Origin of the sequence: Streptomyces sp. NPDC053474 (genome assembly GCF_044544845.1) — a bacterium.
In the GTDB taxonomy this organism is placed as follows: domain Bacteria; phylum Actinomycetota; class Actinomycetes; order Streptomycetales; family Streptomycetaceae; genus Streptomyces.
The window spans coordinates 225,064-245,907 of sequence record NZ_JBITXV010000001.1 but is presented as its reverse complement, the minus strand read 5'-3'; the positions used below and the strand labels follow the sequence as shown (position 1 = coordinate 245,907).

General features: G+C 72.0%; 21 protein-coding genes and 1 pseudogene. 20 read left to right on the top strand and 2 right to left on the bottom strand.

Annotated elements, in window-relative coordinates:
- Window positions 1-48: 48 nt before the first annotated feature.
- The 20 genes and pseudogenes from ACIG3E_RS01095 (at window position 49) to ACIG3E_RS01000 (ending at window position 18,581) form a co-directional block, all read left to right on the top strand.
- A complete protein-coding gene (locus ACIG3E_RS01095) occupies window positions 49-996 on the top strand; it encodes a type II secretion system F family protein (protein ID WP_399609725.1) in 948 nt (315 codons plus the stop codon).
- Window positions 997-1,010: 14 nt separating this feature from the next.
- Window positions 1,011-1,901, top strand: coding sequence for a DUF5936 domain-containing protein (locus tag ACIG3E_RS01090; protein ID WP_399609723.1), 891 nt, complete (start codon window positions 1,011-1,013; stop codon window positions 1,899-1,901).
- Window positions 1,902-2,118: 217 nt separating this feature from the next.
- The gene (locus ACIG3E_RS01085; RefSeq protein ID WP_399609721.1) at window positions 2,119-2,346 is read left to right on the top strand and encodes a hypothetical protein; all 228 of its coding nucleotides are present in this window, start codon (window positions 2,119-2,121) and stop codon (window positions 2,344-2,346) included.
- Window positions 2,343-2,501: pseudogene (locus ACIG3E_RS01080) on the top strand (pilus assembly protein TadG-related protein); the annotation flags it as partial. The gene ACIG3E_RS01085 and the pseudogene ACIG3E_RS01080, both read left to right, overlap by 4 nt.
- Before the next feature lie 138 nt (window positions 2,502-2,639).
- On the top strand, window positions 2,640-2,960 hold the full coding sequence (locus ACIG3E_RS01075) for a hypothetical protein (protein WP_399610784.1): 321 nt from the start codon (window positions 2,640-2,642) through the stop codon (window positions 2,958-2,960).
- A gap of 35 nt (window positions 2,961-2,995) precedes the next feature.
- A complete protein-coding gene (locus tag ACIG3E_RS01070) occupies window positions 2,996-3,595 on the top strand; it encodes a hypothetical protein (protein WP_399609719.1) in 600 nt (199 codons plus the stop codon).
- Window positions 3,596-3,597: 2 nt separating this feature from the next.
- Window positions 3,598-4,215, top strand: a complete 618-nt coding sequence (locus ACIG3E_RS01065; protein ID WP_399609717.1) for an OmpA family protein — start codon at window positions 3,598-3,600, stop codon at window positions 4,213-4,215.
- 353 nt (window positions 4,216-4,568) lie between these two features.
- Entirely contained in the window at window positions 4,569-4,805 is a 237-nt protein-coding gene (locus ACIG3E_RS01060) for a GNAT family N-acetyltransferase (protein ID WP_399609715.1), read from the top strand.
- A 315-nt stretch (window positions 4,806-5,120) separates the two neighbouring features.
- Window positions 5,121-5,450, top strand: coding sequence for a hypothetical protein (locus ACIG3E_RS01055; protein ID WP_399609713.1), 330 nt, complete (start codon window positions 5,121-5,123; stop codon window positions 5,448-5,450).
- Between the two features lie 35 nt (window positions 5,451-5,485).
- The gene (locus ACIG3E_RS01050; protein WP_399609712.1) at window positions 5,486-5,797 is read left to right on the top strand and encodes a pore-forming ESAT-6 family protein; all 312 of its coding nucleotides are present in this window, start codon (window positions 5,486-5,488) and stop codon (window positions 5,795-5,797) included.
- Window positions 5,798-5,843: 46 nt separating this feature from the next.
- Window positions 5,844-6,257 (top strand): DUF6507 family protein, encoded by a 414-nt coding sequence (locus ACIG3E_RS01045; protein ID WP_399609710.1) that lies wholly within the window; start codon window positions 5,844-5,846, stop codon window positions 6,255-6,257.
- On the top strand, window positions 6,254-8,545 hold the full coding sequence (locus ACIG3E_RS01040; RefSeq protein WP_399609708.1) for a hypothetical protein: 2,292 nt from the start codon (window positions 6,254-6,256) through the stop codon (window positions 8,543-8,545). The genes ACIG3E_RS01045 and ACIG3E_RS01040 overlap by 4 nt, the downstream gene beginning before the upstream one ends.
- 32 nt (window positions 8,546-8,577) lie before the next feature.
- Complete coding sequence (locus tag ACIG3E_RS01035) at window positions 8,578-8,865, top strand: hypothetical protein (protein ID WP_399609706.1); 288 nt, start codon at window positions 8,578-8,580, stop codon at window positions 8,863-8,865.
- 41 nt (window positions 8,866-8,906) lie between these two features.
- Window positions 8,907-9,200: a hypothetical protein gene (locus ACIG3E_RS01030; protein ID WP_399609704.1), complete on the top strand. Its 294-nt coding sequence runs from the start codon at window positions 8,907-8,909 to the stop codon at window positions 9,198-9,200.
- A gap of 58 nt (window positions 9,201-9,258) precedes the next feature.
- The gene (gene eccD / locus ACIG3E_RS01025) at window positions 9,259-10,584 is read left to right on the top strand and encodes a type VII secretion integral membrane protein EccD (protein WP_399610724.1); all 1,326 of its coding nucleotides are present in this window, start codon (window positions 9,259-9,261) and stop codon (window positions 10,582-10,584) included.
- 12 nt (window positions 10,585-10,596) lie between these two features.
- Entirely contained in the window at window positions 10,597-11,799 is a 1,203-nt protein-coding gene (locus ACIG3E_RS01020) for a hypothetical protein (protein WP_399609702.1), read from the top strand.
- Between the two features lie 48 nt (window positions 11,800-11,847).
- A complete protein-coding gene (gene eccCa / locus ACIG3E_RS01015) occupies window positions 11,848-15,894 on the top strand; it encodes a type VII secretion protein EccCa (protein WP_399609700.1) in 4,047 nt (1,348 codons plus the stop codon).
- Entirely contained in the window at window positions 15,891-17,309 is a 1,419-nt protein-coding gene (locus ACIG3E_RS01010) for a DUF6177 family protein (RefSeq protein WP_399609698.1), read from the top strand. Before eccCa ends, ACIG3E_RS01010 begins: the two co-directional genes overlap by 4 nt.
- 39 nt (window positions 17,310-17,348) lie before the next feature.
- On the top strand, window positions 17,349-18,137 hold the full coding sequence (locus tag ACIG3E_RS01005) for a class I SAM-dependent methyltransferase (RefSeq protein WP_399609696.1): 789 nt from the start codon (window positions 17,349-17,351) through the stop codon (window positions 18,135-18,137).
- Between the two features lie 69 nt (window positions 18,138-18,206).
- Entirely contained in the window at window positions 18,207-18,581 is a 375-nt protein-coding gene (locus tag ACIG3E_RS01000; protein ID WP_399609694.1) for a winged helix-turn-helix transcriptional regulator, read from the top strand.
- 308 nt (window positions 18,582-18,889) lie between these two features.
- Here ACIG3E_RS01000 and ACIG3E_RS00995 read toward each other — a convergent pair whose 3' ends face one another.
- A complete protein-coding gene (locus ACIG3E_RS00995) occupies window positions 18,890-19,252 on the bottom strand; it encodes a DUF192 domain-containing protein (protein ID WP_399609692.1) in 363 nt (120 codons plus the stop codon).
- Between the two features lie 323 nt (window positions 19,253-19,575).
- Complete coding sequence (gene mgrA, locus ACIG3E_RS00990) at window positions 19,576-20,613, bottom strand: L-glyceraldehyde 3-phosphate reductase (RefSeq protein WP_399609690.1); 1,038 nt, start codon at window positions 20,611-20,613, stop codon at window positions 19,576-19,578.
- Between the last annotated feature and the right edge of the window lie 231 nt (window positions 20,614-20,844).

Here is a 20,844-nt window from a genome sequence, read left to right as displayed (position 1 = left end):
CGTGACGAGAGACATGCCGGGCGACCCGAGGAGACCTGAGGACACCCCATGAACAACCCCACGCTCCTGGCCCTCGGCGCCACGCTCCTCACCGGCACGCTCGCCGTCGCCGGAGTCCAGACGTACGCCTCCGGCCGCGCCCAGCGCCAAGCCCTGGTGGACCGGCTGTCCGCCGAGGGCGGGCCCGCGGCCCTGGAGGGCGGCGCGCGCAGGCGCCGGTTCACCGCGGTCGACCGCAGGCTGCGCCGCACCCGCCTGGGCCGCGCACTGCACCTGCGGCTCTCGGCGACGGGCCTCGACCTGACGCCCGGCGAGTTCTTCACGTACGTCACGGCCGTCGTGGCGGCCGTGTGGCTGATCGCGGCGGCGTCCCTGGCCCCCTTCTTCGGCCCGATCGCGGGCGTGGTGGCCGTCTGGGGAGCGGTCATCTTCCTCAACTGGCAGCGCCAGAAGCGCATCGAGGCGTTCATCAACCAGCTCCCGGACGTGGCCCGCATCCTCGCCAACGCGACGGCGGCGGGCCTCGCGCTGCGCACCTCGCTCGCGATGGCGGCGGAGGAGCTGGAGTCCCCCGCGGGCGAGGAACTCTCGCACGTGGCCCATCAGTTGACGGTCGGCCGCTCGATCGACGACACCCTGGAGGAGCTGGCCAAGCGCCTGCCGTCCCGCGAACTGATAGTGCTCGTGACGACGTTGGTCCTGGCCAACAAGGCGGGCGGCTCGGTCGTCAACTCCCTCCGCAACCTCACGCAGACCCTGGAGGACCGCAAGGAGACCCGGCGCGAGGTCCGCACGATGCTCTCGGAGGTCCACGCCACGGCCTTCACGGTGCCGCTCCTCGGCCTCGGCTCGCTCCTGCTGATCAACTCCTCGAACGAGGGCGCGCTGGAGCGCGTGACGGGCTCGCCCCTGGGGCAGACCCTGATCCTGATCTCGCTGGGCCTGTACGCGGTGGGCTTCTTCGTGATCAGGCGCCTGGGCAAGATCGAGGTCTGAGGGAGGGGGACACGATGCCGGCGTTGTTACTCGCCCTCCTGATGGGCCTGGCGGTCGCGGGCGTCTGCCAGGGCGTCCGCATGTACCGCGCGGAGGCGAAGCTGCCGCCCGACCTGGCCGTCGCCCTGGAGGTCGGCGCGACCCGCGTCTCGGCGGCGGGCGGGGCCGTGGACCGCCTGGGCATGCGGTTCGCGCCCCTGGTCCTGCGGCTGATGGGCCCGAAGCGGGTCGCGGCCAAGCGCCGCCGGATCGACATGGCGGGCAACCCCGGCGGCCTCACCCTCGACCGCTACGCCGCCCGCCGCGCGGTGTACGGCGCCTTCGGCCTCGTCCTCGGCCTGGTCTTCCTCACCAACGGCCAGCCGCTGTTCGCCGTCATGACGTTCGCCTTCGGCGCGATGGCCGCCGACGCCCTCATCTGGCAGGCCATCCGCGAACGCCGCGAGGTCATCGACCGCACCCTGCCCGACTTCCTCGACGTCCTCGCCGTCGTCGTCTCGGCCGGGCTCGGCTTCCGGCAGGCGCTCGACCGCGTGGCCGAGAAGTACGAGGGTCCGTGGGCGGACGAACTCCGCATCACCCTGCGCCAGATGGACATGGGCGTCAGCCGTCGCCAGGCCTTCGACGAGCTGCGCCGCCGCAACTCCTCCGAGCAGGTCGCCCAGTTCGTCTCCGCCCTCCAACAGGGCGAGGAACTCGGTTCCCCCATCGCCGAGACCCTCATCCAACTCGCCACGGACATGCGCCGCACGGACGCCCAGAACTCCCGCCGCCGAGCCGCGAAGACCATCCCCAAGGCCACGCTGGTGACGCTGGTGTTCATGCTTCCGGCGACGATGATCCTGATCGCCGCCGGAATGTTCCTGGGCTCCGGATCCGACTTCGGCTCGATTCTGGGGCGGTGAGCTTCCCCAAATGTCCTTGCTGATGCAACCGCGTATGGGACCCTCCCGAAGGGAAGGGCGGCGATGAAGCATTCGATACCCAGTGAGGCCGGTGAAATAGGCCAACCTGCGCGCCGGACGGGAAGTCGGTTGCGCGAGGGGTCTCTTGGGGCAGTGGTTGTGATAGTCGGTCACGTAGACGGTTTCGGTATCGGGTGGGAGAGAAAGGTCGTCCGTCATGCTGAAGGAACGCGTACTGGGTGCGTGGGTCACGTGGACCCTGACGGTGTCCGCGCGGGTGCGGCGGGCCCGGGAGAGCGAGGGGGACCGGGGGGCGGGGTTCGTGGAGTATGCGGGGTTGATGATTCTGATTGCCGGGATCTATACGCTCATCGATCAACTCGGCCTGGACGGCAAGATCTCCCAGGCGATCGGCAACGCGGTCAACGACGTAATCGGCGGCTGATCCGACGCCGGATACACGGTGATGGTGGTCAGACGCTGCCGATCTACATCTGGCTGACCGGAATTCTGCTCTTCGTCGCATTCGCGTTCTTCGCGTTCGCTCAGGCGGCGTCGGCCCGCAACGGCGCGCAGTCGGCGGCGGACGCGGCCGCGCTCGCGGCGGCACAGGAGACGCGCGACGAGCTCTTCAAAGGACTGTCCCAAGCCATCAAGGACGGCGACGGGGACGAGTGGCTGGACTGGCTCGGCGGCGACCTGTTCACGGGGGAAGGCGCGGAGGCGGCCGCCGACGCGTTGGCGGCCGAGAACGACTCCAAGGTCACCGGCTTCGGCGGCACGGAGGTCAACGGCTACCCGGGCTATCACGTGGAGGTCACGACCAATTACACGGTCGGAGACTCGATCATCCCGGGTACGGAGACGAAGCACGCGAGGGCCGAGGCGACCGCCGTCATCAAGCCCCGGTGCGACGCCGATCCGCCGTCCGACCCGGAGGACGCCGTGGAATTCCTCTGCGACGGCGAGGAAGGGCCCATCGAGATCGACCCCGACGACTTCGACCCGGACGATCTACCGGACGCGTCCGTCCTGTTCTCCGTGCACCTGGCCGAGTGACAAGCGATCACAGAGAAGAAGAGGAAGCCGCTGAGATGAAGCTTCGGCGCACCATGACGACCCGCAGGGCAATGACCGCGGTGGCGATCACGACTGGGCTGGTCCTCACGGTGACCGGCTGCGGCGGCGGAGACGACGGTGACTCCCAGTCCGGCAAGAAGTCGTCCTCCTCGGAATCCGCCAAGGACGTCGACGGCGGGGGCAGCGGCAAGGAAGCCGAGGACTCCGCGTCGGACGAGGCGCTCGCCGAGGTCAAGGGCAATGGCATCACGCTGACGGTCACGTCCGCCGAGCGTGACGAAGGCGGCTTCCTGACCCTGAGCGGCAGGGTGACGAACGGCACCTCGGGCATCTGGCTCGCCGGTGAGTGGCGGAGTGACGAGACCGAACTGAAGAAGAACGGCGGTTCGTTGGCCGGTGCCGCCCTCGTCGACGCGGCGGGCAAGAAGAAGTACCTGGTGCTGCGGGACACCACAGGCAGGTGCCTGTGCACCAAATTCGAGGGCGGCATCGAACAGAACCAGTCCGCCGACTGGTTCGCCCAGTTCCCGGCACCGCCGGAGGACACCAAGAAGGTGGAACTCCAGGTGCCGACGATGCCGCCCGCCGCGGTCGAAATCAGTGAGGGCGAGTGACCATGACCCCCCGCCCCCGAAGGACGGCCACGGCGACGGCCGTGGTCATCGTCGCGGCCCTCACGCTCCTCGCCCCCGAGGCCCGGGCCGACGACGACCCCAGCACCCCCCCAGGTTCCGCCACCACCTCCCCACCCCCCGAGCTCGACTCCAACAGCCCCGGTCTGAAGCTCGCCGACGGGGCGACGCTCGCGCCCGCGAAGGTCCTCGACATCAAGTCCGTCGTGGAGGACCTCGGCGGCGAGGAGCGCCGGGAGGACACGAACACGGACGTGAAGTTCGCGTTGCAGGCGGAGGTCCTCTTCCCCAAGGACAGCGCGAAGCTGAACCCGGAGGCGAACGCCCGTATCGAGGCCATCGCCGACGAGGCGAAGGCCCAGAAGGCCACCGACGTCCGGGTCTTCGGCTTCACGGACGACCTCGGCTCGTACGCCCACGGCAAGAAGCTCTCCAAGGACCGCGCGGAAGCCGTCCACGACCGCCTGGCCGGATTCCTCGGCCCCCAGGTCACGTACTCCGTACGCGGCTACAGCGAGGACTACCCGATCGCGGACAACGGCTCGGAGGAGGGGCGGAAGAAGAACCGCCGGGTGGAGATCTCCTTCCCGCGCGGAGCGTGAGCCCCCGGACACCGAGCCCCGGACACCGGGCATCCCGGGGACATAGAGGGGCCCTCGATCGTTCTCCTCGTACGTAAGTGAGTACGTACGCGACCGACAGGAGACCGAGGTGCCCGAGTACGACGCCACCGTGCGCCCGGCGACCGCCCACGACGTCCCCCGGGCGGTCCGCACCCTGGGCCGGGCCTTCGCCGACTACCCCTTGACCCGGCACACGGTGGCCGCCGACGACCACATACGCCGGGGGAGTCTTCGCCGAACTGGCCCCCCGCTTCGCGGAGCTGGCCGGAGACCGCGCGCAGGCGTACGAGGAGGCCGAGGCGGCGCTGGGCCCGCACCGGCCCGAGGAGCCGGTGTGGTTCCTGGGGACGGTCGGAGTCGACCCCGACCGGCAGGGCGCGGGCCTGGGCCGGGCCGTCCTGCGCCCCGGCATGGAGGCGGCGGAACGGGACGGCGTACCGGCGTTCCTGGAGACCTCCGCCGAGACCAACGTCCGCTTCTACGAACGCCTCGGCTTCGAGGTCACCGCCGACCTCACCCTCCCCGGCGGCGGCCCGCGCACGTGGTGCATGCTGCGGCGCGTGCCCTGAGGGCGCGCGCCCTCAGGGCACGCGCATCCGACGCGGCCGCAAACAAGCCGGTGCCCCGATCGGCCACACCCCGTTCGCTCGGCGCACACTTTTGGCCATAGTGCCCGTACGCGGAATGTGCCCCCGAGCCGGTGGTGAAAGGGGAGGCAGTGGTGTCGCAAGGGCCGACGCGACGAGGACGCGGACCGGCACGTGGCGGGATCGCGCCACTGGCTCCACAACTGCGTTGCGCCTGCAATGGATTGTCGGGAAATATGTTCGATGAGCTATGCGGCATGAGCGCAGCGTGATCAGGCTGAAGCGGGGGTTGGGCGCATGAAGTTCGACATGGGCGAGACGACACTGGCCGTCCTCGGCAAGAACACCTCCGGGTCGAGCGACGACCTGGGCGCGCTGATCCGCGCGCTGGTGTCGGCGGCGGAGCCGCTGGAGGGGAAGTTCAACGGCGCGGGCAAGGCGACGTTCGACTCCTTCAAGCTGCGGGCGGACGAGATCACGGCGGCGCTGAACGGCTCGCTCCAGTCGATCCTGGGCGGCCAGGCTGGCATGGACGAGGCGTTCGGGACGGGCACGCAGGAGCAGTCGGACAACGCGCGGCGGAACATGGGCGCGGCGAATTTCCAGGCGGCCCGCTTCTCCGGCTGAGTGGTCCCATTTCAGTACTGCTAAAGGGGTTTGTCATGGCGGGAAACCAGGACCGGCGTTCGTACGACACGGGTGCGTCGGCGGATGTGCAGGGCGGTTTGCACGTCATCATCGGCCAGCTGGAGCGGGTCCTCGGCGACCGCGACCGCGCGGTGAAGGCGGCGATGGCCGACTACCAGGCCGACGGCGTCTCGGACGAGTACCACGGCAAGGAAGTCCGCTGGAACAAGGCGGCCAACGAGGTACGCGAGATCATCCGGCTGGTGCGCTCCACGCTGGAGGAGAACGACGGCACGGCCCAGACGACGCTGTCGCGCGCGCGGGCCGCGGTCAACAACATCGGCTGAACACGGCGCCGTGCGGCGGGGATGACGGGGATCTAGGGGGCGTGTGGTGACGGCGTGGGACATCGAGCCCGGTGGGGTCGGTGGCGTGCTGCGGCGGGCCGGGGCGTCGGCCGAACGCATGGCGAAGGCCGGGGGCGAGATGCAGAAGACGCTGCCGAGCGCGGCGGCGTCGGCGGGCACGATCGCCGAGGGCGGGCACGAGGGGGACGGAAAGCCCGGCCGGGGCGGGAAGCAGGGCCCGGTGGCCTCCGCCCTCGGGGTGTTCGCCCGGCGGTGGAACGACGACCTGGAGTACATCTCGCGGCGCGCCGCGAGCTCCCTGCTCGGCGCCCACCTGGCCACGAAGGAGTACGTGGAGGGCGATCTGAAGATGGCCGCGAGCAGGAACCGCGACGCCATCAACGGCATCGTGCCCGACCTGCCCGGCGCCCACGGCGGTGGTGGGGGCGGCAAGAGGTGAGCAACGAGCCGATCGACCCCAACGCCATCCCGCAGTTCACCGGTGACCTGGAGCAGTTGGAGCGGGACGTTTCGGACCTGCGCGGCGAGGCGTCGCGGTTCCGGGACGCGGGCGGGGACGTGCACACCGACTTCCAGGGGCTCTCGGCGTTCTACGAGGCCCCTGAGGCCGAGCAGCTGTTCGCCTCGACGAAGCCGGTGAAGACGAAGACGGACGCGTTCGCCGACGACCTGGAGAAGGTGGCGCAGGCGCTGAGCGCGTACGCGACCGAGGTACGGCCGATCGCGAAGAAGCTCAAGCAGCTCCAGACCGAGGCCAGCGCCTTCTACATCGACGAGGTCTCCACCGACGACGACTGGCGCAAGGACGACGACAAGCGCGACCACAACAACCGCCTTGTCGAGGAGGTCAAGGCCGCCACCCAGGCCTTCCACGCGGCCGAGATCGACTGCCACAACAAGATCACCAGGCTCGTCGGTGGCGTGCAGTTGCGGCCCAGCAGCGACGGCACCAGCAGCTGCGACACGTACGGCTACACCGACGAGGTGCTCGACCAGGCCGAGGAGTTCCCCTGGGGCGGCACGGTCGAGAAGGACCGCGACGGCGTCGACTGGCTGCTCCACAAGGCGAAGGACGTCGGCAAGGGCTTCTTCGTCGACGGCCTGGGCGGGGCGGCGAAGGCGTTGGGCACGCTGGGCGGCGCGGACGGCTGGGGCGCGGCCGGGGAGGCGTGGACCAACCTGGGCAAGCTCGCCACCGGCCTGACCCTCAGCATCGGCCCCGCGGCCGGTGTCTTCTGGCTCGCCAAGGACGACCAACTGCCCGGCTGGCTACGGGACTCGCGCCGGGCCGTGGTCGACACCGGCAAGGGCCTGATCGCGTACGACCAGTGGAGCAAGAACCCGGCGCGGGCCGCGGGCCTCGTCGGCTTCAACGCACTCACCATCGCGGCGACCCGCGGCGCGGGCGCCGCGGCCAAGGGCGGCGCGGCAGCGAAGACGATCTCGGCCGTCAGCAAGGTGGGCCGGGCGGTGGACCCCTTCACGTACGCGGCGAAGGGCGTTCAGTTCGGGGTGACCAAGGTCGGGGATCTGATCGGGCCCCTGCGAAATGGCCGGGTGGGCACGGGGCTGGACTTGGGGGACCGCTCCTCCAGCTTGGCGGATGACGGCGTGCGGGCTCCCGTGCGTCCTGCGGCTGTGCCTCGGGACGCGGTGCCGTACGTCGGGGAAAAGGGCCGCACGGTCTATCTGGCGAGTGATGGGACGGTGCTCGACAAGCACGGGAAGGTTCTTCAAAGGGCAGAGGACGCTCCGTCGGAACTCTCCTCCAAGGAGCGGGTCGCCGAGTCCAAGGGAAGGACGCTGGCCCCCGCGCGTGCGTCTGAGCGTGAGCTGGCGCTGGCCGGAGCGAACGCGGGTGACGGTGTGGTCGGCCGGGCGAGTGACGGTTTGCCTGGGGGCGAAGCGGCTCGTGGCGTTTCGGGTGAGGCTGGTCCACACGCACCTGGGGGCGGGGCGCACGACGGCCACTCGCCCTCGGCGCACCACTCCTCCTCGGCGCACCATGGAGGGTCCGGTTCTGCGGCCCAGTCCCACAGCGCCCATGCGTCTGGCAGTGGCTCTGATCCGACCGCTGGAACTGCTCACGGTTCTGGGGCGGCACCCCATACCGGGGGGCCTTCCGGCGGGAACGGCGCCTTGCCGCAGGGCATGCCCGCAGGGGAACACTCCCTCCTGGAGCCGCAGGCCGTCGACGACCGCATCAAGGAATTGGATGACCGGCAAGGAGGCGAAGGGCATGCGCCTGGGCGTCACCTCCACCCGAATGACCAAGCGCTGATCGACCGTCTGGGAACGGTGAAGACTGATGCCAACGGAGCACCCAAGCTCTACGGCCCCAATTCAGGAGCCCCCGGGCTGCTGAAGTCGGAGAACAACATCGATCCGTTGACGGGTACCACTACGGATGGTGTGAGTGGGAGGGCCCACCGGGTCGGGCCCTACGCGACCAGGTTCGATGACGCGGAGGATATGGTCATCGCGGATGCCTACTTCCGGAATCAGCTTCGGCAGGGTGTGCCTCCCGCGGAGACGCCGATAGCGGAGATTTTGGGCCCCAAGGGGCACGAGAGGTTCACCGGCTTCTACCGGAATCCGGCAAATCCGAGTGAATTTCTGCCAGTTGACTTCACTGGTGGGACCATCAAGGTGGTCTATCATATGCGAAATGGGCAGTGGGAGTTGCATACGATGTATCCGAATCCAGCCCCTGGTCGCCACCCTTAGGGGTGTCGTTGCGCGTACAGAGAGGGAGCCGTGTGAACGCAGAGCTCGAGAGATTTGTTAAGACGTACCTGCATTATGAGCAGGCTTACGAGGTGAGCGGCGCATTGCGCCCCACTCTGCTGGCTTTCGGTGAACCTTTTGTGGAAGGGGTGCGCAAGGGGTTCGTCGACCTGTTGCGGGAGCGCAGCGTCACCCTTGCTGATTATGAGCGGTTGACGGATATCGAGTTCCCTGACGAGGACTCTCTGTATGAATACTTGCAGGGAATGTATGCGTACCTCTTCGAGGGTGGGGCGAAGCAGCCCACGCCGCCCGAGTAATCGCTCATTCTTGCCGGGGCTGGGGTGAAGAGGGGACAGGTATGGCAGCCCAGGACTACGACAGTCAGTTGCTGGAGTCCGTTTCGGTTCGGCGGCGGCGGCTTCGGGACGCGTTGTTGTTCGGACGGGAGCGGCAGCGGCGGTCCGTGGATGAGCGGTTGGGGAAGGTGCTCGGAGGGATCGTGATCGCGGCCGTGCTGTGTGCGGGCTGCGTGGGGTGGTCCTTTGTCTCGAACCGGGTGATGAAGGAGAGGCCGGGGGTTTCGTCGCCGGTATCGCATTCTTCGCCGCCCGGTGCGACGGAAACGCCCGCTCGGGCTCCTTCTTCTCGGTGATAGGTTCGAACTTGTGATATCTGCGGGGGCGTTGAGCCGTGGCCGGAGTCAAGGGGCGCTGGCGTTGAGCCGGGTGACCCTGGTGGGGGAGCGGCGGCGGGTGGATCTCGTACTGCCCTCTCGGGAGCCGGTCGGACTGCTGCTGCCCGAAATCCTGCGGTTGCTCGGCGATCAGGTGGGTGAGCGACCTCAACTGCGCTATCTCGTCGGTGTCGACGGGACCGCGCTCGCGCAGGACGCCACGCTGGAGTCCGCCGGTGTCGCCGACGGGGCGGTGCTCCGGCTGGTCCGCGCGGAGGACGCGCCCTCCGCGCCCGTCGTACACGACGTCACCGACGAGGCCGCCGACGACGTGGATGTGCGCGCCTTGCGGTGGGGGCCGCGGGCCCGGAGCGTGGTCTGTGGGGTCGCCGCCGTCACCTGGGCCCTGGTCGCCGGGGTGCTGGCCCGGCAGGAGTTCGCCGCCGGGCGGGCGGGTGTCGGGCTGCTCGCGGCGGCGGCCGTGGCGGGAGCGGGCGGCGTGGTGTGCGGACGGCTCCGGCGTACGGCGATCGCCGCCGCTCTGATCGGCATGACCGGTGTCCTCGGTGCCCTCGGAGCCTGGTGCCTCGCGGACGCCGACGGATGGTCGACGCCCGAACGGCTCGCGGCCGTGGGCGGAGCCCTCACCTGCGCCTTGCTGTTGCTCGGGTGGTGCACCCCGCTGGGGCGGGGCGCGTTCGTCGGCGGTGGCGCGCTCCTCGGGTGTCTCACGGCGTGGGAGATCGCCCTCGGTGCGCGGGGCGATGGCGGGGCGGTGCGCGCCGGAGCCGTGCTGGCTGTTCTGTCAGTGGTCGTGCTGGGCGTGCTGCCGCGGCTCGCCTTGATGACCTCCGGGCTGTCCGGGCTCGACGACCGGCGGTCGGCAGGCGTCTCGGTCAGCCGGTACCAGGTCGGCGTCGCTCTCGCCGTCACGCACCGGGGTCTCGCCCTGGCGAGCCTCGTCTTCGCCGGGTCCGCGGCCGTCGCCGCGGCGCTGGTGCTCGGCGAGGTGTCGGTGTGGTCGGTGCTCCTCGCCGTGGCGACGGCTCTGGTGCTCGCCCTGCGAGCGCGGGCCTTCCCGCTGGTCGGTGAGGTGGCCGCCCTGCTGGCCGCCGCGGGCGTCGTCGTCGCGCGGCTCGCCTGGGTGTGGCTCGACCAGTCGGGTGCGGCCGGACCGCTCGCGCTGCTCGCCGGGCTCGTGGCGGCACCGCTGCTCGTCCTCGCCGTACGTCCCGCCGAGCACGTACGCGTACGGCTGCGGCGCGCCGGAGACCTGCTGGAGTCGGTGGGTGTGATCGCCCTCGTGCCGCTGCTGCTCGGCGTGTTCGGTGTGTACGGACGTCTCCTCGACACCTTCGCCTAGGAGGCGGCGGACATGGCACAGGGACGGAACTGGCAGCACGACGTGCTGCGGGAGCTGAGCACGTACGCGGGGCCGGGTGACGCGCCTTCGGAGCAGACTGGTCCGAAGGCGGGCACGGCCGTGGCACGCACGGCGGAGCAGAGCACGCCGGTCGTGCCTGCGGCGACGGACGCTTCCGGGACGGAGGGTTCCCCGGCCGCTCCGGTCACCCCGGCCCCCGGGGCCGTGAACCCGACGCGTGCCCCCGCCCCCGACCCGGCCTCGGCCCCGGCCGTCCCGCCGCCCCCGGCTCGCCCCGTCCCCCAGCCCACGCCGACCCTCGACCCCCGCCTGGCCCTCGCCCAAGGCCGCCCGCAGCACGGTGACTCCGCGCTCCGCCGGACGGGGCGTACGCTCCGCAGGCTCACGGCGTCCGCCGCGCGGGAGGTCGCCGAGGAGTCCCGTACCGCCCAGGAGATCCAGCAGCCCGTGACCACCGGGCGCGTCCTCGCCGTGACCTCCATCCGGGGCGGCGTCGGCAAGACGACCGTCGCCGCGTTGCTCGGCCGGGCCTTCACCCACTACCGGCATGACCCGGTGCTCACCCTGGAGGCGGACGCCGCGCTCGGCACCCTTCCGGTGCGGATGGGCGCCGAGTCGGTCCGCTGGGCGTGCGGCGACCTCGCCCGGATCCTCACGCCCGCCATGCAACTCACCGACATCACGGGCTATCTGGTGCCGGTCAGCGACGGGGGCTGGCTGCTGCCCGGCAGCCAGGGGCAGGTCGGCGCGCCGCTGGACGTATCGGCGTACCGCACCGTCACCCTCGCGCTGCGCCGCTACTTCGCCGTGACCGTCGTCGACTGCGAGACGCTTCCGGGGGCAGTCGCGCGGACCGCCATGGACACGGCGCACGCCCGCGTGGTCGTCGCTCCGATGACGCCCGAGGGCGTGGGCGGCACACGACTGGTCCTCGACTGGCTCGGGCAATTGCCGCACTCGGCCCTCGCCACCACTGTCGTCGCCCTCACCGCCGCTTCTCCCGACACGACACTGAACGCGAAGGCCGCCGCCGCGCATCTGCGAGAGACCGGGGTCACTGTCGTGCTCGTACCGTACGACCGCCATTTGGCAGGCGGTGGTGCCATCGATCCGGCCCGGCTCGGCGACGCCACCCGGTGGGCCGCCGCCCAGCTCGCGGCCGAGGCGATGCGGCACGCGGTGCGGGTGCGGTGAGACGACGATGACGCGACGCAGGTGCACGACGCCCGCCGGGAGCCCGCGATGACCCACCACCTGGTCCACCGACCGGCCCGTTCCACCCGCCCCCCGACGGCCCCGGCCCAGCACGTCATCGAGCCGCCCCCGAACCTGCCCGAGGGCAAGATGGGCAACGCGGCCACCGCCCTGCTGCCCATGGCGGGCGTCATGGGCTCGGTCGTGATGATGACCGTGATCCGCTCCAGCCAGTTCGCCGCGCTCGGCGCGGTGGTGCTCGTGTTCGCGCTGCTCGGCGCGGTCGCCCTCTTCCTGTCGCAGCGTGGCAAAGCGCAGCGCACCCGGCGTACCCAGCGCGAGCGGTACCTGGAGTACGTGGAGGAGCAGCGCCATGAACTCGGCGGCAGGGAACGGGACGCCCGGGCGCGGGCACGCCTCCTCAACCCCCCGCCCTCCGCCCTCTACGACCTGGTCCGGGATCCCGCCCGCCGCTGGGAGCGCCGCCGAGCCGACGCCGACTTCCTGGACGTGCGCGTCGGTACCGGTGACGTCCCCGCGCAGGACGTCGTGGTCGGACAGAACAGCGGGAGCGGCGTGCTCACTCCCCCCGACCCCTTCATGCTCAACGAGGCCCGCGCGCTCCAGGCCCGCTTCGCCGTCGCGCCGGACTTCCCGCTCACCGTGCCCCTCGACCGGGCGGGCAACGTGAGTGTGATCGGGGACCGGGACGGCGTGCTGCGGGTGGCTCGCGCCCTGCTCGTGCAGACGGCCGTCACGCACGCGCCCGACGACGTGGCGATCGCCCTGGGCGTGCCCGGCGACCGGATCGCCGACTGGGAGTGGGCCAAGTGGCTGCCCCATGTGTTGGATCCGGACGCTGCCCCGGAGGCGTACGACGACCCCGCCGCCGTCCGCCGCATCGCCCCCGACCTCGACGGGCTCGCCCGGCTGTGCGCCGCCGACCTGCGTCGCCGCGCCTCGTACGCCGCGGAGGTACGCCGTGGACTGTCCGACAAGCGGGCGCTGCTCATGGCGGACCGGATGCTGGCCGTCAGCGATGTGCACGGGGAGACGGCGGTGGAGCTGCCCCTCCCGGACGCCGCCGTGGGGATCGCGGACATGGGTATCACCGTGCTGCACCTGCTGGCCGAGCAGATACACGAGCCGGACGAGGTGAGCGTCCGCATCACCGTCGACGGCGATCAGGTCACCGTCGAGGACCTCCGCGCCCCCGAAGGCCACCGCGCCCCCGAAGGCCACCGTGCCCCCGAGCGCCGCCGCTCCCACGGCCTCGCCGACGAGGTGAGTGCCGCCGGTGCCGAAGGCCTGGCCCGTCTCCTCGCCCCCCTCCGCCTCACCCCCGAATCCGCCGCCGAAGGCACCCCCGTCTCCGGCCCCGTGGGCTTCCCCGCCCTCCTCGGTGTCGACGATCCGGCCGACCTGGACCTCGGTGAGCTGTGGGCGCCCCGCGGGGAGCGGGACTTCCTGCGCGTTCCCATCGGTCTCGACGACCGGCACGAGCCGGTGCTGCTCGACCTGAAGGAGTCCGCCGAGCTCGGGATGGGGCCGCACGGGCTGTGCGTGGGGGCCACCGGGTCGGGCAAGAGCGAGCTGCTGCGCACGCTCGTCCTCGCCCTGACGGCCACGCACGCGCCCGAGGACCTGGCGATGGTCCTCGTGGACTACAAGGGCGGCGCGACCTTCGCCCCGTTCACCGGCCTGCCGCACGTCGCCGGAGTGATCACGAACCTGGAGAACCAGGCCGACCTCGTCGAGCGCGTCCACACCAGCCTCGCCGGTGAGATCAAGCGCCGCCAGCGGGTCCTGAAGGACGCGGGCAACGTCGCCGACATCGGGCACTACGCCGCGCTGCGCGCGAAGGAGCCGGGCCGGGGCCTGGAGCCGCTGCCGCACCTGTTCGTGGTCATCGACGAGTTCGGTGAACTCATCACCGCCAAGCCGGACTTCATCGACCTCTTCCTGTCCATCGGCCGCATCGGGCGGTCGATCGGCGTCCATCTGCTGCTGGCGAGCCAGCGCATCGAGAGCGGCAAGCTGAAGGGCCTGGAGACGTATCTGTCCTACCGCCTCGGGCTGCGTACGTTCTCCGCGGACGAGTCGCGGACCGTCCTGGACACGGTGGACGCCTTCCAGCTGCCGCCGCTGCCCGGCTTCGGCTATCTGAAGGTGGACACGTCCACGTACACGCGCTTCAAGGCCGGGTACGTCTCCGGGGCCCGGCCCGGCCCCGCCCCGCAGGACGCCGCCGACGAACGGCCCCGCGCCTGGGTCTACTCCGCCTTCAACGCGCCTGCGCGGGACACCACTGCCGCGCGGGAGACCGGCGGGCGCGAGCGGGAGACCGGCCCCACCGTCATGTCCACGATGGTCGACCAGCTCGCCACCGCCGCCCCGCCCGTGCGCCGCATCTGGCTGCCGCCGCTGCCCGACGCCGTCGCCCTGGACGCCGCGGCCGGACCGCTCGGCGTCTCCGAGCGCGGCCTGCACCTCACCCGGTCCCGCGGCCGCCTGCGCGTGCCGCTCGGCGTCCTGGACGACCCGGCCGAGCAGTGGCAGGGGCTGTGGACGCTCGACCTGAACGTCGCGGGCGGCCACGTGGCCGTCATCGGCGGCCCGCAGTCCGGCAAGACCACGCTGCTGCGCACGCTGACGCTGTCGCTGGCCCTCACGCACACCCCCGCCGAGGTCGCCGTGTACGGCCTCGACCTGGTCGGCGGCGGGCTCTCGGCGCTTGCGGGCCTGCCGCACGTCGGGGGCGTCGCCTCCCGCGCCGACCGCGAGCGTCTCGCCCGTACCGTCGCCGAGATGACCGCCCAGCTCGCCCTGCGCGAGGAGCTGTTCCGCGCGCACGGCATCGACTCCCTCGACCAGCTGCGGCGGATGCGCGCCGAGGGGGCGCTGCCCGAGCTCGGCTCCACGGACCTCGTCCTGCTCGTCGACGGGTTCGGCGCGCTGCGCGAGGAGTTCGACGACCTCGACGACGCCGTGGCCGAGCTGCTCAAGCGCGGCGGCGGCTACGGCATCCACGTCGTCGCGGGCATGCTGCGCTGGAACGACGTCCGCATCGCCACCCAGTCCCTGTTCGGCACGCGCGTCGAGCTGCGCCTCAACGACCCCACCGACTCCACAGTCGACCGCAAGCTCGCGGAGACGCTCACGGCGGGCACCCCCGGCCGGGCCCTGACCGACGGCAAGCTCTTCGCGCAGACCGCGCTGCCCCGCACCGACGGCGGCACCGGGACGAGCGACCTCGGCGCCGCCCTGGAGGCCTCGGCCCGCACGGTCGCGGCCACCTGGCACGGCGAACCCGCCGCCCCCGTCCGCGTACTGCCGCTCGGCCTGCCCGCCGCGCGGCTGCCCTCGCCCACCGCCGAGCCGGACCACCTGCCGATCGGCGTCGACCAGGACACCCTCGGCCCCGTCCGCCTCGACCTCTTCGACCGCGATCAGCACCTGCTGGTCCTGGGCGACAACGAGTGCGGCAAGACCAACCTGCTGAAACTGATCACCCGGCAGCTCATCGCGCGGTACGGGGACAAGGAAGTCGTCTTCGGCGTCTTCGACCCCCGCCGCGGCCTGCGCGGCCACGTCCCCGAGCCCTACCGCGGCGGCTACGCCCACAACGCCAAGCTGGCGGCCGCGCTCGCCACCGGCATCGCGGGCGAGCTCGACAAGCGCCTCCCGGACACCGCGGACCCCGACCTGCCCGACACCGGCGAGGCCGCCTTCACCGGCCCGCGCATCGTCATCCTCGTCGACGACTACGACATCCTCACCACCGCGGGCCAGCAGCCCCTGGCGCCCTTCCTCCCCTACGTCTCCTCGGCCCAGGACATCGGCCTGCACTTCGTCGTGGCCCGACGCGTCGCCGGGGCCTCCCGCGCCCTGTACGAGCCTTTCCTGACCGCCCTGCGCGAGACCGGCGCCACCTCCCTGCTGATGACCGGCGACCGCGGCGAAGGCCAGCTCTTCCCCGGAATCCACCCCTCCCCGCAGCCCCCCGGCCGAGGCACCCTCATCCGCCGCGGGCACCGCCCCCGGCTCATCCAGACGGCCCTGACCCCGCAAGCCTGTGCCGAGGAGACGCCGTGACCAAGGACGTCATCGCCCTGACGCCCGCGATGCCCGACCCGATGGCCCTCCTGGCTGGGCTCCACGCGGGCGGTCCGGACCTGGGCGTGACCACGAGTGCCGACGACGCGGTCATCCACCTGTGCACGCCCACGGGCCGACGGCTGGTGTCGGTCGAGGCGCCCGTCGTCGTCCACACCCCGGGCGAGGCCGAGCGCCTCCTCGGCTCCCAGGTGGCGGTGCCCGAGGTGCCGTTCTGGTGGACCGAGGCCCGCGCGTCGACGGCGGTACCGGAGGCCGAGGACCTCGCCGGGTCGTTCTGCGGCCGTCTCACGCTGCTGCTCGGCGGCACCAGCTGGCCCCCGGGCGCCGCCACCGTACGGGTGGTCGACACCCCCGACGACGGTGAGATCACGGCGGCACCGGCCCCTGAGGGCGCCCTGCCCGCTGTCGACGTGCTTACCGATTCCACCGCGGTCGTCATCGTCGACCGGCCTGTCGTCGCGCTGACCGCGTGGCTCTCCCACGTGCTGCGCGCCACCGTCGCCTCCGGCCGCGCCCTGCACATCGTCACGCCGCCGCACGCCCGCCTGAGCCTGCCCCTGCGCACGGCCCTCACAGGACCGCCGAACCGCTGGGTGGTCCAGGACCCCGACGACGGCTACTACGACGGCCTGTCCGGAGCCGTGCTGCGCTGGCAGGACGGCACCTTCGCCCCCGCCCCCGACCAGGACGGCGGCCCCGCCGTGGCGCAGGCCTTCAGGCCACCCGGGTCCACCGCCGAGCGGCAGCTCACCGTCTCCTTCCGCACCCACCACGCCCCGGCGCCCGACCTCGTCCTTGGCCGCGGCCTGGAGGCCGCCTGGCAGCACCTCACCGGCGCCGCCCCCGCGGGGTGGGGCACCGCCGAGCCCATCAACCTGCCCTGGTCGCCCCGGCAGTTGACCGCGCTGGCCCGCGACCGCGCCCCGGACCCCAGCCATCTGCTCGCCGTCGGCCACCGGGACCGGCCCGCGCTCGCCACCCTCCGCGTCCAGCGCACCAGGACCGGCCTCGCCCAGGAGGTCACCCTCGCCCTCGGCCTCGCCGCCGGCACACCGGCGCCCCTGGACGCGGTCGAGCCGCTCGCCGAGGCCCTCGTGACCCGGCACGGTCTGCGCACCCTGCTCGTCACGCTGCACCCGGCCCGCGCCGACCTCACGGCCCCCGCCCATCTCCAGCACCCGCCCGCACCCGTCTCCTTCACCCTGGGCGCCGCCGACGTGCGCGCGGTCGGCGGCGCCCACGCCCGTCGCGCACCGCTGCCGCAGCGGCCCACCGCGCTCGGGCCCGCGGCCGAGCCCGCGCTGCACTACCGCTTCGGCGACGGCACGGACCCCGCCGCCTGGGGCGACGTCGACCGGCTCACCCGGCACCTCTCGGCGGCCCGCACGTAATTCCGGGCAGGGCTCGGCCGTGCTTGAGAGCATCGGAGCATGAGCACCTCCCGTCACAGCGCGCCCACCGGTTCCCGTACGTTCGACGACCTGGTCGCCGAGGCCGCGGCCGCCCCCACCCAAGGCTGGGACTTCTCCTGGTTCCAGGGCCGGGCCACCGAGGCGCGGCCCTCGTGGGGATACGCGCGGGCCATGGGGGAGCGGCTCGGGAGGGCCAAGGCCGCGCTCGATGTGCAGACGGGAGGCGGGGAGGTACTGGCGTCGGCGCCCTCGTTGCCCGCGGTCGCCGTGGCCACGGAGGGGTGGCCGCCGAACGTGGCGAAGGCGACGGCGCTCCTCCACCCGCGCGGCGCGGTCGTCGTGGCCTCGGCTGAGGACGCGCCGCTGCCGTTCGCGGACGGCGCCTTCGACCTGGTCACGAGCAGGCATCCGGTCACGCCGCACTTCGCGGAGATCGCGCGGGTGCTGCGGCCCGGCGGCACGTACTTCGCCCAGCACGTGGGCCCGAGCAGCGTGTTCGAGCTCGTCGAGTACTTCCTGGGGGAGCAGCCGGAGGAGGTCAGGAACGCGCGGGACCCCGAGGGCGAGCGGGCCGCGGCCGAGGCGGCCGGGCTCGACGTGGTGTCGCTGCGCGCCGAGCGGCTGCGGATGGAGTTCTTCGACGTCGGGGCCGTCGTCCACTTCCTGCGGAAGGTGGTGTGGATGGTGCCCGGGTTCACCGTCGACGCGTACCGGCCGCGCCTGCGCGAGCTGCACGAGCTGATCCAGGAGGAAGGGCCGTTCGTGGCCCACAGCACCCGGCACCTCTTCGACGCGCGCAAGCGCTGACCCGCGGTCCGGCGGTACTGTCGATCCGGTAAGTGAGGCAGTGGCCGTACCCGGACGAGGAGTTGGCGCATGGCGAAGGGCAGGGGACCGTACGTGTGCGGTCTGGACGCGGCCGTGGACGTCGTCGGCGGCAAGTGGAAGCCCCTGATCCTGTGGGCGCTGTACGCGGGGGGCACCCTGCGGTTCGGGGAGCTGCGGCGGCACGTCCCCGGTGTCAGCGAGAAGATGCTGATCCAGCAGCTGCGGGAGATGGAGACGGACGGCATCGTGCACCGCGAGGTCTACCGCGAGGTGCCGCCGAAGGTGGAGTACTCCCTCACCGACCTCGGCCAGTCCCTGAACCGGGCCCTGGAGCCGCTCGGCCTGTGGGGCGACGCGAACATGGAGCGCCTGGTCGCCAACCAGGAGGCCAAGGCCGCCGCCGCGGTCGCGCGCGGCGCCTGAGGCCGGGCGTCGCCGTAGCCCGGGGCGCCCGCGCTCCGCGCCGCGCGGCCCGGCGGGCCCCGCCCCGAAGCCCGGTGCCCCATACGTCAATTCGGGCAATTCGGGGCGACTCCGATGCGCCCCGGCGGTCGATTCAACATTGTTATCGATTGTTCTGTGCACCGGCTCGATTCGGTCGCCGGACTCGCGTAGGTTCGGACCAACGCTAATTCGCGTGCGCAAAGCTGCGCGGGGCGGGTGCCGCGCAGTGGAGGGGGCTGCGCGGCCTCGTGCGTGCTCGGCCCGAGGGCGAGCGCCCCACCGTGCTCCTAGGCGCCGTTCCGCGCCGGTCCGTCCAGATCCACCACCAGGCGCACGCCCCTGCGGACCCCCCACCCCGCCATCGCTCCGGCCTCCGCCTCCAGCACGCGCCGGGCCCGGAGCCGGGGCAGGCCGACCCGGCCGGGCCGCATCGTCCGCACCGCGAGCACGCGCGACCTCCGGTCCAGGTACGCCACGTCCACCGCGAACCGCATCCCCAGGGTGTGCACCGCGCTCGTCCGCGGCAGCAGCAGAGCGCCCCGGACGCCCTCGCGGCCGAGCAGCCCGCGCCGCCGCGCGCGGGGCGAGTGCGCCACCTCCAGGGGGACCACGAAGGGGCTCCCGGAGCCGGGCACCGTCAACGTCGCCATGGAGCGACGCTAGCGCCCGGCGCGTCAAGCGCGCGCCCCGCACACGCGTCACCCTTCGGAGCTACCGCCTCCGGCGGTCGGATCCCGCCGCGAGGGCCGGAAACCGGTGGGGAATGGGGGCCAAGCAGTCGCCGGGCGGTTTCGGAGAGTAGTGGTGGCACGCCGATGCCCCGCGAAGCACTTACGAAGGGTTATGGTGGAAACCCCCCCTCGGGCCGGTCCGTCTCCCCCCCCACGGACCGGCCCGTTTCTTTTGGTCGCCCGGCGGCCGCCCGCGCCACGGCCGTGAGGCCGGGCGCGGGGCCGCGCGCCGGACCGCGCCGTCAGCTCCGACCGGCCCAGATGTTCGTCCCCGGCGTCGACACCGCGAAGGTGTCGATCTCCTTGAGCTCCGCCTCCGTGAGCTTCGGTCCGGACAGGGCCGCCACGTTCTCCTCCAGCTGCCGCACGCTGGACGCGCCGATGAGCGCCGACGTCATGCGCTCGTCCCGGAGCACCCAGTTCAGCGCCAGTTGCGCGAGCGACTGGCCGCGCCGCGCCGCGATGTCGTTCAGGCCATTGAGGCGGCGTACGACCTCGTCGCTGAGGAGCCCGGGATCGAGCGACTTGCCCTGGGTCGCGCGCGAGCCCTCGGGGATGCCCTTCAGGTACTTGCCGGTCAGCAGGCCCTGCGCGAGCGGCACGAAGGAGATGCAGCCCATGCCCTCCGCCTCCAGGGTGTCGAGCAGGCCGTCGTCCTCGGTCCAGCGGTTGATCATCGAGTACGAGGGCTGGTGGATGAGCGGACGGACCCCCATCTCGCGCAGCAGCCGCGCGGCCTCGGCGGTCTGCTCGCTGGTGTACGAGGAGACGCCGACGTACAGCGCCTTGCCCTGCTGGACCGCGGACGCGAGGGCGCCCATGGTCTCCTCCAGCGGGGTGTCCGGGTCGAAGCGGTGCGAGTAGAAGACGTCGACGTAGTCCAGGCCCATGCGCTTCAGGGAGGCGTCGAGCGAGGACAGCAGGTACTTGCGGGAGCCCCACTCGCCGTACGGGCCGGGGTGCATCAGATAGCCCGCCTTGGTCGAGACGATCAGCTCGTCCCGGTAGGGGGCGAAGTCCTGGGCGAAGAGCTTGCCGAAGTTCAGCTCCGCGCTGCCGGGCGGCGGGCCGTAGTTGTTCGCCAGGTCGAAGTGGGTGACGCCCAGGTCGAAGGCGCGGCGCAGGATCGCGCGCTGGGAGTCGAGCGCGCGGTCGTCGCCGAAGTTGTGCCAGAGGCCGAGCGAGACGGCGGGCAGCCGCAGGCCGCTCCTGCCGGAGCGGCGGTACTCCATCGTGTCGTAGCGGGCGGGGGTGGCGGTGTAGGGGGAGATGTCGTTCATGAAACGAAGCTACGCCACTGCGTTTGGCTTGGGCGGGGTGTGTCGGCCTGCGGCCTCGTCCTCAGGCGCCGGACAGGCTGATCTTCGGCCTGCGGCCTCGTCCTCAAACGCCGGACGGGCTTGGTCTTTGGCTTGCGGCCTTGTCCTTGAGCGCCGGACGGGCTTGATGGGGGGCTCGCGTGCGTTCGTCGGTGTGCGTGGTCCAACCTCCTTCCCCGTGCCCCGGTTTCT

What these genes read in the sequence shown, in the direction of transcription:
- ACIG3E_RS01090 (WP_399609723.1), top strand. Translation starts at nt 1,011, where the DNA reads ATGCCGGCGTTGTTACTCGCCCTCCTGATGGGCCTGGCGGTCGCGGGC.
- ACIG3E_RS01005 (WP_399609696.1), top strand. Translation starts at nt 17,349, where the DNA reads ATGAGCACCTCCCGTCACAGCGCGCCCACCGGTTCCCGTACGTTCGAC.
- ACIG3E_RS01085 (WP_399609721.1), top strand. Translation starts at nt 2,119, where the DNA reads ATGCTGAAGGAACGCGTACTGGGTGCGTGGGTCACGTGGACCCTGACG.
- ACIG3E_RS01095 (WP_399609725.1), top strand. Translation starts at nt 49, where the DNA reads ATGAACAACCCCACGCTCCTGGCCCTCGGCGCCACGCTCCTCACCGGC.
- mgrA (WP_399609690.1), bottom strand. Translation starts at nt 20,613, where the DNA reads ATGAACGACATCTCCCCCTACACCGCCACCCCCGCCCGCTACGACACG.
- ACIG3E_RS01020 (WP_399609702.1), top strand. Translation starts at nt 10,597, where the DNA reads ATGGCACAGGGACGGAACTGGCAGCACGACGTGCTGCGGGAGCTGAGC.
- ACIG3E_RS01065 (WP_399609717.1), top strand. Translation starts at nt 3,598, where the DNA reads ATGACCCCCCGCCCCCGAAGGACGGCCACGGCGACGGCCGTGGTCATC.
- ACIG3E_RS01030 (WP_399609704.1), top strand. Translation starts at nt 8,907, where the DNA reads ATGGCAGCCCAGGACTACGACAGTCAGTTGCTGGAGTCCGTTTCGGTT.
- ACIG3E_RS01000 (WP_399609694.1), top strand. Translation starts at nt 18,207, where the DNA reads ATGGCGAAGGGCAGGGGACCGTACGTGTGCGGTCTGGACGCGGCCGTG.
- ACIG3E_RS01070 (WP_399609719.1), top strand. Translation starts at nt 2,996, where the DNA reads ATGAAGCTTCGGCGCACCATGACGACCCGCAGGGCAATGACCGCGGTG.
- eccCa (WP_399609700.1), top strand. Translation starts at nt 11,848, where the DNA reads ATGACCCACCACCTGGTCCACCGACCGGCCCGTTCCACCCGCCCCCCG.
- ACIG3E_RS01055 (WP_399609713.1), top strand. Translation starts at nt 5,121, where the DNA reads ATGAAGTTCGACATGGGCGAGACGACACTGGCCGTCCTCGGCAAGAAC.
- ACIG3E_RS00995 (WP_399609692.1), bottom strand. Translation starts at nt 19,252, where the DNA reads ATGGCGACGTTGACGGTGCCCGGCTCCGGGAGCCCCTTCGTGGTCCCC.
- ACIG3E_RS01050 (WP_399609712.1), top strand. Translation starts at nt 5,486, where the DNA reads ATGGCGGGAAACCAGGACCGGCGTTCGTACGACACGGGTGCGTCGGCG.